This window comes from Arcticibacter sp., from assembly GCF_053551015.1.
Window position 1 is genome coordinate 47,379 of the sequence record NZ_JBMQOB010000018.1, and the last position, 11,958, is coordinate 59,336.

The window sequence follows — 11,958 nt, forward strand, 5'->3', positions numbered from 1 at the left end:
TTAAATAATAGAATATTCGCTTGTTACATGAAAATCGGGTTAGCTACAAACATAGTTTAGGTGACAAAGGTACTCATGGAAGATGAGGTGAAATCTGAAGTTTCTGGTGGTAGGTAAACGAGAGGCTTGTTTTTGCAACGTGTTGATAGCAGGTAATCGTGGGCAGGAAGAAGTATTCAGAAGATGCAGCTATATACAAAACGAATTTGGTGCACAGGTGTTGGATAGAGAGGGCTTGCATTCTGAAATATGTGGAAATGCAGGCAAAGCAGAACTATTAACAACCAGAATAGACAGAAAAATAGTATAGTCATAATGGCAAGAAAAAGGATATTAATAACAGGAGCCGCAGGCTTCCTGGGTTCACATTTATGCGACAGGTTCATTAGCGAAGATTTCCATGTCATAGCTATGGATAACCTGATCACCGGAGATCTCCGCAATATTGAGCACCTCTTCAAATTGGAGAACTTTGAGTTCTACAACCACGACGTATCGACCTTTGTACACGTTCCGGGAGAGCTGGACTATATTCTTCACTTCGCATCTCCGGCCAGCCCTATTGACTATCTGAAGATACCTATCCAAACGCTGAAAGTGGGATCCCTGGGCACACATAACCTGCTGGGACTGGCACGTGCTAAAAATGCCAGAATGCTGATTGCATCCACATCGGAGGTATACGGTGACCCGAACTGCAATCCGCAGCCTGAGGAATATTGGGGGAACGTAAACCCGGTAGGCCCAAGAGGGGTGTATGATGAGGCAAAACGCTTTCAGGAAGCGATAACTATGGCTTACCACACCTTCCATGGACTGGAAACCAGAATCGTTCGGATATTTAACACCTACGGTCCGCGTATGCGACTGAACGACGGACGTGTACTGCCGGCTTTCATCGGACAGGCCATCAGAGGTGAAGATCTTACCGTCTTCGGAGATGGCTCTCAAACACGGTCATTCTGCTACGTTGATGACCTGATCGAGGGAATCTACCGTTTGCTGTTCTCTGACTATCCCTACCCTGTAAACATTGGAAACCCTGATGAGATCACCATCCTTGAATTTGGAGAGGAGATTATCAAACTGACTGGCACAAATCAGAAACTGGTTACCAGGCCATTGCCAACAGATGATCCGAAACAACGGCGTCCAGATATTACTAAGGCGAGAGAGATCCTTGGCTGGGAGCCAAAGGTGTCGCGTGCCGAAGGTTTGAAAATTACATATGAATACTTTAAGTCCTTACCAAAGGACGTTATCGAGAAGATCGAACATAAAGATTTTGCGAATTATAATAAATAGACATGGGTAAAATATTGGTAACAGGTGGAACCGGATATATCGGCTCCCACACTGTAGTTACGCTTCAGGAGGCAGGATATGAGGTGGTAATCATCGATAACCTGGATAACTCCAGTATCGGAATTTTAGATCAGATTACTCAGATCACAGGAATCAGACCTGAATTTCATCAGCTGGATCTTTGCGAAGAACAAAAAGTCATCGACTTTATTGCTGCAAACGGTGATATTACCGGCGTCATCCACTTCGCTGCACACAAGGCGGTAGGGGAGTCAGTAGCTCAGCCGCTGAAGTATTACCGGAACAATTTCCTTTCGCTCATCAGCCTGCTGAAAGCTTTTGAAGGACGTGAGGTAAACTTCGTTTTCTCGTCCTCCTGCACGGTCTATGGTCAGCCGGACATTCTTCCTGTAACTGAGGATGCACCCGTTAAGAAGGCTGAATCTCCTTACGGAAACACGAAGCAGATCGCTGAAGAGATTCTTTCTGATATCGCTAAAGTCAATTCCAATTATCATATCATTTCCCTGCGTTACTTCAATCCTGTTGGAGCGCATGAGTCTGCGTTGATTGGAGAACTGCCAATCGGTGTGCCACAAAATCTGGTGCCCTTTATTACGCAAAGTGCGATAGGTAAGCGCGGTGCCATCACTGTATACGGTGATGACTACAATACCGAAGATGGTAGTTGCATACGGGACTATATACACGTTGTGGATCTCGCCAAAGCCCATATCGCTGCTCTGAAACGTCAGGAAGAGGAAAGAATGGATGCCGATTATGAGGTGTTCAATGTAGGTACAGGAACAGGCAGTTCAGTGCTGCAGGTGATCGATGCATTCGAAAGAAGTACAGGCGTAAAGCTGGATTTCAAGATCGGTCCGAGACGCGAAGGCGACATTGAAAAGGTGTGGGGTGATGTAACTAAAGCTGAGGCGGAGCTTAACTGGTCTGCAGAGCTGGGTCTCGACGAGATGATGAAGTCGGCCTGGGCCTGGGAGAACTATATAAAAGAAAATCCGATCAAATAAGCAGGAACATCTGGCCGGTGCGTATAAGCCCGGGCGCCTGCAGTATGCACATTAAATAACAAAGGAGACTGCTTTTCAGACAGTCTCCTTTGTTATTATACAGGCGCTCACACTAAGAATTCTGAGCGATCTGCGGGTATACTTAATCACATTTCTTTGCTATTCATACCTCAGCGCTTCAACAGGGTCGAGCCTCGAAGCCTTAGATGCGGGATAAATACCTGAAATAATCCCCACCACGATACAAAGTACCACACCCACTACCATCCACATCCAGGGAATAATAAAGCTTGCCTCCAATGCCATAGCCACTACATTGCCGATCAGGATTCCCAGGACGATGCCTGCCAGTCCCCCGATAAGGCAGATTACAATAGCTTCATATAAGAATTGCTGCCTGATCAGGCTGGGGTTAGCTCCGATGGCCTTGCGTATCCCGATCTCCCGGGTCCGTTCCGTTACCGAAACAAGCATGATATTCATCAGACCGATAGAGGCTCCCACCAGCGTAACAAAGGCGATTACAATTGCCCCGATCGTTACCCATTTGATATTTTCAAGCAACGTCTGAACTATAGCATCACTCTTAGTAATTTCAAAGTTATCGTCTTTTCCCGCGCTTAAGCCTCTGATATTCCTGAAAAGTGCCGTGGCTTCGCCGATAGTGGCCTCTGCCTGGCGTGAGTCGGTACTCATTACCGTAATGGTATAAGTGGGCTTGCTGCTCGTAGATATTTGTCTTGCTTTGAGTAGCGGCACCACGCATACCTTGTCGCCGCCAAAACTTGCACCTGATCCTTTCTTATCGAAAATTCCGATAACCTTGTACCTGTTGCTACCTAGAAGGATGAAGCGGTCAACAGGGTTAAGATTTGGAAATAGCCGCGTTTTAATCTCCTCGCCAATGATGACGACATTCGCGCCATAGTCGACTTCTGATTTAGAGAAGTTTCTGCCACTCGAAAGGGAATAGCCTCCGGTGGTGATGTATTCGCGATCTCCCCCTATAATGTTGATGTTGGGGTTGGTCTTCTCGCTGCCATACTTGGCGGTGGCTCCCTGAGAAGCAAATGTATTGACCGAGACAGTAGCCGGATAGTCAAATCGTTCCTTAAACGCTATAGCTTCCCGGAAAGTAATGGATGGATGTCGCTTGGGCTGTTCACCCGGCCCGCCAAAACGTATGCCTCCGCCACGATTTCGTATGGTAAAGGAGTTTGCCCCCATCCTGGAGAAGGTGCTATTCAGTGATGCTTTGATGGCATCAATTGAGGTTAGAATGCCAACCAATGCCATCAGACCGATCGCGATGATCGCTGCCGTGAGTAAAGTCCTCAGTTTGTTGCTTTTTACAGACTGAAGGGCAACCCTTACATTTTCTTTATAATTATTGCTTACTGGCATACAGAACAATGGTTAACCTTTATTAGAGCAACGCTCCTGCTTCTTTGTTACATAAGGCCTAATTTAATTATTTAGCTGAGCTTCAAGACACAGGCTGTCTTTGCTGCAGGACTTTCATAGCTTCCTCAGCAGCTACCCGGCCGGATATGATAGCTGGCGGAACGCCCGGACCGGGCACTGTAAGCTGTCCCGCATAAAACAGGTTCTTCACCTTTCCCGAGCGAAGCTTCGGCTTCAGAAACGCAGTTTGCATCAGCGTGTTCGCCAAACCGTACGCGTTCCCTTTAAATGAGTGATAGTCCTTCACAAAGTCCTGTACGGCGTAGCTTCTTTTCACCACCACAGATTCCCGGATTGTTTCGCCCGTAACCGCTTCAAAGCGGTCCATCAGCAGATCAAAATACCGGTCCCTGATCTCTTTCGTGTCCTCCAGACCCGGTGCTATCGGGATCAGGAAAAATAAGTTCTCTCCGCCTTCAGGTGCAACTGAGTTGTCCGTTTTTGAAGCGCAGCAGACGTAGAACAGCGGCTTCTCCGGCCATTGTGGCCTGTCATATATCTCGTCAGAATGCTTGTTGAAGTCCTCGTCGAAGAACAGGCTGTGATGGCGGATGTCTGCCAGCTTTTTGTTTATCCCGATATAGAATAGCAGCGACGATGGAGAAAGCGTTCTTTTATCCCAGTACCCGGCACTGTAATGACGATACCGGCTTTCAAGCAGAACCTGGTCAGTATGATGATAATCTGCATTGGAGACGATCAGATCAGCGGGCTTAAAGCCTGCCGAGGTCTCCACTCCTTTCGCCAGTCCGTTTTCCACCCGTATAGCGCTTACTTCAGTATTGAGGCAGATCTTCACCCCCTGGCTTTGGGCTATGGCCACCATCGCTTTTACAATCTCGTTCATGCCACCCATCGGGTACCAGGTTCCCAGTGCGAGATCCGCGTAGTTCATCAGACTGTAGAGCGCAGGCGTTGTTGCAGCTGTTCCCCCAAGAAAGAGGACAGGAAATTCGAGGATCTCTATGATTTTCGGATGCTTGAAATACGATCGTGCATGCTTTCTGAGGCTGGTAAACAGTTGCAGCCTGAAACTTGCACTGATCAGCTTCAGGTCGATATACTCAGCAATAGAGTGGGAGGGGCGGAATACAAAGTCGCCCATACCCGTATTGTACTTGTATTCAGCCTGCTTAAGAAAGCTGTCGAGACCTGCTGAAGCCCCTGGCTCCAGTTCCTCAAAGAGCTCCTTGAGCTTCCTCATATCAGCGGGGACATCTGTAAAATCCTTTGCTTCCCAGTAAACACGGTAAGAAGGATCCAGTCTTTTCAGTTCATAAAAGTCTGAGCTCTTCTTGCCAAACAAAGCAAAGAAGTCCTCAAACACATCAGGCATCCAGTACCAGCTCGGGCCCATGTCAAAGCGGAAACCGTCCTTCGACCACACTCTTGCTCTTCCTCCGGGCTGCTCATTCTTTTCATAGATTGTAACGTCATGCCCTGCTTTCGCGAGAATAGAGGCGGCTGCCAGACCCGCAAAGCCTGAACCGATAATGGCTACTGAAGATGTATTCATAGACTGTAAATGTAACCTCAAAAACTTTTAAACCAAAATTTCGTATTATTGGTAAATGAGGGGCTTCACTTTATGATGGACTTGTATAATTACACCTGTTTTGAGTGCAGCAAGCTCATCACCAAAAGCTATAGCACGTCCTTTAGTCTGGGCATCCAGGCGTTTCATAAGGACCTGCGTAATCCCATTTACGCGATTTATGGTTTCGTCAGATATGCCGATGAGATTGTAGATACTTTTCACGAGTACGACAAGGTTGGAATGATCCGCCAATTCGGGACGGATACCTACGAAGCCATCCGCAAGGGCGTCAGCATCAATCCGGTGCTTCAGTCTTTCCAGCTGGTTGTGAACCAATACAAGATCGACATGGAATTGATCGAGGCATTCCTCCACTCCATGGAAATGGATCTCGATAAAGTTTCCTACACCGACTCCCTGTTTAAAGAATACATCTACGGTTCAGCAGAAGTGATCGGCTTAATGTGCCTCCGCATCTTTTGTTATGGACATGAAGGTCTGTACGAAAAGCTGCTTCCTGCAGCCCGCAGCCTCGGCTCCGCATTTCAAAAGATCAATTTCCTGAGAGACATTCAGGCTGATTATGAGGAACGGGGCAGAGTGTACTTTCCGGGAGTTGACTTTCTGCGTTTTCATGAAGATGATAAAAAGATGATCGAAGCCGATATCAAGAAAGATTTCGATGAAGGCCTCGCAGGTATTAAGCAACTGCCCCGGAAGTCGCGCAGTGGTGTCTATGTCGCCTACCTGTATTACCTGGAGCTGTTTTATAAAATAAAATCAAAGCCGGCCCGAACCATCGTTGCAGAACGTGTACGGGTGTCTGATAAACGGAAATTGTGGCTGCTTGGGCAGGCCCTGTTCAAGGAGAGGATCATCGGTCTATGATCAGAATACTGTTGTTGCTTCTTGTGCTTCCTTTGTCGGTCTTCTCGACTGATCTAGACAAAGTGCGTTCGCAGTTCTATCAGGCTGTCGAAAACAAAGCGGCTGCAGAGAAATTTGTAAGCCAGATGAAACGCGAACAGGGAATAAGCGCCGTTCACCTGGCTTACTACGGATCTGCCCAGACCCTGATGGGTAAACACGCCTGGAATCCTTACCAAAAGCTCGCCCATCTCAAAAGTGGTATGCAGGTGCTGAGCGCAGCAGCGAAGAAGGCGCCCGACGAGCTAGAAATCCGCTTCCTGAGATTCAGCATAGAACATTATCTGCCCACATTTCTGGGCATGAGCAAACATCTTGATGAAGACCGTAAAAAGATCGTCCGCCTTGTCCAAAGGCATCACTATGGGGGGCTCAGCAAAGAAGTTCTCAAAAATATGTTGAAATTTGTTGTAGAAACCGGACGACTGAAACAACACGAGCTGGAGATCATCAATCAGGCAATGAAATGAACGAAAAGTACACCTACCTGCTAATTAATTTTCTGACCGTCATCTTTCCGGTGTTGTTATCGTTCGACAAGAACGTTCACTTTTATAAAAAATGGAAATATATCTTTCCGGCGCAGGTGATCAGTGGATTGTGTTTCCTGCTGTGGGACTATGTTTTTACCTTATACGATGTCTGGTCCTTCAACAACCGGTATGTTACAGGAGTGTATTTTCTCAATCTGCCCATAGAGGAAATTCTCTTTTTCGTTACCGTTCCCTTTTCCTGCATATTCATTTACGAATGCCTGAACTTTTATGTGAAGAAGGACATTCTGGCCCGCGTCAGCCCCTTCATTACGCATGCCCTGACGGCGCTTTCTGTCCTCCTTTTGGTGTTATACCATGACCGCGTCTATACGCTCATTACATTCGGCCTGCTGCTGGCAAACTGTATATATGTGTATGTAAAGCAGCCCCAAAATATGGGTCGTTTTTATCTGGCCTTCCTGGTATCCATGTTCCCCTTTTACATCGTAAACGGCATTCTGACATCCTGGCCCATCGTGATGTACAATGACGCTCAAAATGTGGGCTTCCGCGTATCTACGATCCCGTTCGAGGACCATTTTTACTCCCTCTCCATGTTGCTGATTAATATATTGCTGTTTGAATACTTCAGAACGAAAAGGCAGGCCCTATGATGGATGCAGATTTGCCTGAATATACACGATCGCAGCTGGCTCTTCGCAACGGACAAGATAAGCCACAGATCTGGGTAGCTCTTGATGGCGTCATTTACGACCTTACGGAGAGCAGGCTTTGGAGAGATGGAAAACACTATGAACACTGGGCAGGTCAGGACCTAACTGCTGAGCTGCAGGATGCACCCCACTCAGCAGGCGTATTCGCCCGATTCAAAAAGGTAGGAAAAATCAAGTGACCGTCAGCCAGGCAGAACGATCACTTGACTCATATTAGGCTTCTATAACGAAGCTGCTTAATGTAACGAATTCTTTTATCCGGCTTTCCACTTCAGGTGCCGTCAGGTTCTTGATCTTCTCTGTGCCGAACTTTTCAACACAGAAAGATGCCAGCGCAGATCCATAGATTACCGCATTTTTCATGTTGTTAAAGTTGATGGTACCCACTTTTGCCAGATACCCGATAAATCCACCTGCAAAGGTATCACCTGCTCCGGTCGGGTCAAACACTTCAGCAAGCGGAAGCGCCGGCGCCGAGAATACGCGCTCCGAATCAAACAAGAGTGCTCCGTGCTCTCCCTTTTTGATAATGAGGTAACGTGGTCCCATCGCGATGATCTTCTTTGCCGCTTTAACCAGCGAGTATTCACCTGAAAGCTGACGGGCTTCTGCGTCATTGATGGTCAGTACATCAACTAGCTTCAAGGTTTCCTTCAGATCGTCCATCGCTACATCCATCCAGAAGTTCATCGTGTCCAGAACTACTAATTTCGGGCGGTTCTTTAAGCGACCTATAGTGGTCTTTTGAATTTGAGGGGTGAGGTTACCTAGAAGAAGGTACTCACAGCTCTGGTATGACTCCGGAATGATCGGATCGAAATCTGCCAGTACGTTCAGTTCAGTCGCAAGGGTATCACGACTGTTCATGTCATTGTGGTACTTTCCCGCCCAGAAGAAAGATTTTTCCCCTTCTTTAATCTGTAATCCCTCTACGTCAATACCATGGCTGGTAAACTCTTCAATATCTTCTTTGTGAAAATCGTCCCCAACAACACCAACAATCTTTACTTTATCATAAAAATACGAAGCGGCTAAGCTGGCATAAGTTGCAGCTCCTCCAACGATCTTGTCTGTCTTTCCAAAAGGTGTTTCAATAGCGTCAAATGCCACTGTACCGATAATAACTAAGCTCATAAATAATTTTTAAAAAACTTTCAGCAAATATTGCATAAATAAATTTAAATCCCGAATATTGCAGTCCCAAAACACAGCAGTGTTGTCCACCTTTATTGGGCAGCAAAGCACAATAACCGGGTTTTATACTCCTGAGTAGCTCAGCCGGTTAGAGCATCTGACTGTTAATCAGAGGGTCGCTGGTTCGAGCCCAGCCTCAGGAGCAAAAGGGTAAACAAATTTACTTTGTTTACCCTTTTCTTTTTTTAACCCCTGAGTACCCTTCTGGTTTTAATATTTATGATTAGCTACTTTAGCCTGCCGGCACTCCGAAACTCTGGTCATGATCCACCCCTAAAAAATTAATGTCCTAATTATGAAGCGGTAGCGTATCTTGCGGTAATTTTCTTTCCATCAGCCTTTCAAAATCAGAATTTATTCCCGAATATTGCAGTCCCAAACAACGCAGACCTTTCTTCGGAAGGTGAAGCACCATAACCGGGTTTTGTACTCCTGAGTAGCTCAGCCGGTTAGAGCATCTGACTGTTAATCAGAGGGTCGCTGGTTCGAGCCCAGCCTCAGGAGCAAAAAAGGCTTCCAGTATTTACTGGAAGCCTTTTTTATTTAAACCCCGTTCCTGGGCCTTACTATTTTCCTAAAACTCATAGTTAATACCTAAAGAAGGTATCAGGTTACCCGAAGGATCGTTCAGAATGACCGGTATCGCGTTGCTTCCGTTCTGCTGAAGCGGGCCGCCATCTGTAGTCACGAAACTGCTGTTGTCGTCAGTACGCTTAAATGTATATTTCGGAAAGGATGCATTCTGTGTTTTCAGGATGTTCTGGATATCTACATAGAAGTTCAGTGAAGTTCTTCTGAAGTTTACACGCTTATCCACACGAAGGTCTGTCTGGCTGAATGAACGCAGTCGTACTGTATTCAGCTGGCTGTAGTCGAATGTCCCCGTACCGATTGATAGGTAGTTCAGCCTGGAACGCAGCGGATCGAAGGGGGTATAAGGTGATCCCCCTGCAAAGCGGTACTTGAGCCCAAGGTCCCAGTTATTCTTAAACTTATATCCTAGGGTAGCCGAAAACAAGTGTTCATTATCCCATGACGATGGCCTGTAGCGTCCGTCCAGCCCTGAAAATTTACTTCTTACATAGGTATAGCTGGCCACATAGAAGATCCGGTTCTCTAATTTTTGCTGAGCGTATACCTCTAGTCCGTACGTTTCCCCCTTGCCGATGCTCAGAAGTCGTTCACTTCCTACTGATGTGTACTCCGATCCCTGATTAGCCAGCGAAATCCCGTTAGCTGCTGATACGGGATAGTCATTGTATTTCTTATAGAAGGTCTCGAAAGTGAATCGCAAAGAATTCTTTGGCAGGAACTGTGTACCTACTACATAATGGGTAGACTGAATGTAATCAAGTGCTTTGTTGACGTTTACACCGTTATTGTCGGCGTATCCCAGCGCCGTATAGGGCGGAATCTTGAAGTAAGTACCTACTGAAGCATTGATATCCCAGCGTGAGTTCAGGTGATAGGCAAAGGACAGGCGGGGCGACAAGGTCTTTAGCGGATTGGTGCCCGCGTCCGTAAACGTATTCATGTCCGTACGCACTCCCCCTGAGACCAGGAGCTTGTCGTTCAAGATGTTTTTTGATGCCTGCAGAAAGACGCCATATTTCCAGAAGTCAATAGAGTTGTTGAAATTAAGCACTCTTCCCGGTGTAATGAGCGTGCCCTCTTCGTCAAGAATATCATTTGAAAGTTTATTGAAGATATCGCCCCTGTAACCTACGTATTGCGTGCTCAGTCCTGCTGATAGCTTCCATCCGTTGATAAATTGGTTCACATCGAAACGCAGCTTATTCTCCACCTCCTGCGACTCCACCAGCAATGTTCTGGTCGATTCAATCTTGCGGTCATCTTCAAACTTGTCCAGGTTGTTCTCAAACATATTTCGGCTCAGAGAAACATTCATGTAGCCATTCCTGATTTTATGGTTCAGGTTGAATCCAACCGTATAGTTCCACTGGTTGATATAAGGCGTAGACCTTAATACGTAGGTGTTTTCTGGCGTAGACTCCCGCGTAGGGGCGAAGCTGAAATGATCGAGGGCTCCTAGTCCAATCGCTGTAAGGGTGGTCTTCGGACTGAATTTATGCGTGACCTTATATTGAAAATCTTCAAAATCCGGACGTATTGGTAAATCGATTAGTTTAAACAACAGGCTTAGGTACGATTTCCTTGCGGAAGCAAGGAAGGTCGTCTTCTCCGAAAGCGGTCCTTCCAGTGTTAACACCGACTCGGTAAAGCTGATCCTGGCATTCCCTGACAAACGCTCGGAATTCCCGTCCCGCTGTGTGATCACGAATGTAGAGGCCAGCGGATTATCATACCGCGCGTCGAAGGCGGAAGAGGATAGCTTCAGGCTCTCGATGAAGGAAACATTGAGGATACCTTGAGCGCCGCCCGAGCTTCCCTGCGTCTGGAAGTGATTCAAGACCGGGATCTCGATGCCGTCCAGATAATACACGTTCTCATTAGGAGCACCACCGCGTACGATGATGTCGTTCCGTTCACCCACCCCGTTGCTGATCCCTACTCCCGGTAGTGTTTGTACAACCTTCGACACATCAAAGTTTCCCCCCGGGTTGCTCTTGATTTCCTCCGTCGTCAGTTGCTGCACTGACAGGGGAGTGACCATGTCTGTTGCAATGGCCGACCGTCCCTTGTTAAAGTTCACCTGTACCTCGTTCAGGCTATTAACCAGAGGTTCTAAACGGAAATTAACAATTTGTGCATTTCCTGTTGATACCACTACATTGTATTTCTCTTCACCCAGATAACCCATATATCCGGCACTGATTGTATAGGTGCCCACGGGTAAACTGATCCGGAACTTACCCAGACTATCTGTCGCCGTGCTGATGCTGCTTCCTTTTACCGTTATGGTAGAGCCCAAAATCGTCCCGTTCGTGATCCGGTCAACCACCGTTCCGGTTACAATACCTGTTCGTTGTGCTGAAGCTCGCAGACTGAAAACTAAGCAAATTAAAATAATAAAGGTGCTGGCCTGGTAACGTTTTGTCATGTGTGTCGTTGTGAATGGTAAAACTACTAATAATCAAGTGATTATGTTTTACTCCATGCTTAAAAAAGGAGTAAGCACTGCAGGCTATAACAGTATATTACATCAGGCACATCCTCAAAGATACTCTAACCTCTGTAAACAACATAGTTGTTACAAATAATTTACCAAATCTCTTGACAGCTCTGTTTTATTTATATATTTGTCTATTAAAACTATAGAGTATGAGTGTATATTTATCTTCACTGCATCTGCACCCTGTTTGGCCTAA

The 11,958-nt window shown here is 46.5% G+C and carries 10 protein-coding genes and 2 tRNA genes; 8 read left to right on the forward strand and 4 right to left on the reverse strand.

From position 1 onward, the window contains the following. Positions 1-315: 315 nt before the first annotated feature. Both ACO1NU_RS12035 and galE read left to right on the forward strand, forming a co-directional pair. The gene (locus tag ACO1NU_RS12035) at positions 316-1,305 is read left to right on the forward strand and encodes a UDP-glucuronic acid decarboxylase family protein (RefSeq protein WP_448818736.1); all 990 of its coding nucleotides are present in this window, start codon (positions 316-318) and stop codon (positions 1,303-1,305) included. A gap of 2 nt (positions 1,306-1,307) precedes the next feature. Continuing rightward, positions 1,308-2,336, forward strand: coding sequence for a UDP-glucose 4-epimerase GalE (gene galE, locus ACO1NU_RS12040; protein ID WP_448818737.1), 1,029 nt, complete (start codon positions 1,308-1,310; stop codon positions 2,334-2,336). 159 nt (positions 2,337-2,495) lie between these two features. Here galE and ACO1NU_RS12045 read toward each other — a convergent pair whose 3' ends face one another. Both ACO1NU_RS12045 and ACO1NU_RS12050 read right to left on the reverse strand, forming a co-directional pair. After that, positions 2,496-3,740, reverse strand: coding sequence for an ABC transporter permease (locus tag ACO1NU_RS12045; protein WP_448818738.1), 1,245 nt, complete (start codon positions 3,738-3,740; stop codon positions 2,496-2,498). An 82-nt stretch (positions 3,741-3,822) separates the two neighbouring features. After that, on the reverse strand, positions 3,823-5,316 hold the full coding sequence (locus tag ACO1NU_RS12050; RefSeq protein WP_448818739.1) for a phytoene desaturase family protein: 1,494 nt from the start codon (positions 5,314-5,316) through the stop codon (positions 3,823-3,825). A gap of 72 nt (positions 5,317-5,388) precedes the next feature. Here ACO1NU_RS12050 and ACO1NU_RS12055 point away from each other — a divergent pair, with 72 nt between their 5' ends. The 4 genes from ACO1NU_RS12055 to ACO1NU_RS12070 are packed head-to-tail and all read left to right on the forward strand — an operon-like array spanning position 5,389 to position 7,653. Continuing rightward, a complete protein-coding gene (locus ACO1NU_RS12055) occupies positions 5,389-6,225 on the forward strand; it encodes a phytoene/squalene synthase family protein (RefSeq protein WP_448818740.1) in 837 nt (278 codons plus the stop codon). Further along, positions 6,222-6,734, forward strand: a complete 513-nt coding sequence (locus ACO1NU_RS12060) for a hypothetical protein (protein ID WP_448818741.1) — start codon at positions 6,222-6,224, stop codon at positions 6,732-6,734. Before ACO1NU_RS12055 ends, ACO1NU_RS12060 begins: the two co-directional genes overlap by 4 nt. Beyond that, positions 6,731-7,414, forward strand: a complete 684-nt coding sequence (locus ACO1NU_RS12065) for a lycopene cyclase domain-containing protein (protein ID WP_448818742.1) — start codon at positions 6,731-6,733, stop codon at positions 7,412-7,414. The genes ACO1NU_RS12060 and ACO1NU_RS12065 overlap by 4 nt, the downstream gene beginning before the upstream one ends. Continuing rightward, positions 7,414-7,653, forward strand: a complete 240-nt coding sequence (locus tag ACO1NU_RS12070) for a cytochrome b5 domain-containing protein (RefSeq protein ID WP_448818921.1) — start codon at positions 7,414-7,416, stop codon at positions 7,651-7,653. Before ACO1NU_RS12065 ends, ACO1NU_RS12070 begins: the two co-directional genes overlap by 1 nt. 34 nt (positions 7,654-7,687) lie before the next feature. Here the strand turns inward: ACO1NU_RS12070 and ACO1NU_RS12075 are convergent, their stop codons facing one another. Continuing rightward, positions 7,688-8,608, reverse strand: coding sequence for a PfkB family carbohydrate kinase (locus ACO1NU_RS12075; RefSeq protein ID WP_448818743.1), 921 nt, complete (start codon positions 8,606-8,608; stop codon positions 7,688-7,690). Between the two features lie 129 nt (positions 8,609-8,737). On the opposite strand from ACO1NU_RS12075, the gene ACO1NU_RS12080 reads away from it, so the two are divergent. Beyond that, positions 8,738-8,811, forward strand: a tRNA-Asn gene (locus ACO1NU_RS12080). A 287-nt stretch (positions 8,812-9,098) separates the two neighbouring features. After that, positions 9,099-9,172, forward strand: a tRNA-Asn gene (locus ACO1NU_RS12085). A 70-nt stretch (positions 9,173-9,242) separates the two neighbouring features. Here ACO1NU_RS12085 and ACO1NU_RS12090 read toward each other — a convergent pair. Next, positions 9,243-11,690 carry a TonB-dependent receptor gene (locus tag ACO1NU_RS12090; RefSeq protein ID WP_448818744.1) on the reverse strand — a complete coding sequence of 816 codons (2,448 nt, stop codon included), beginning with the start codon at positions 11,688-11,690 and terminating at the stop codon, positions 9,243-9,245. Positions 11,691-11,958 lie beyond the last annotated feature (268 nt).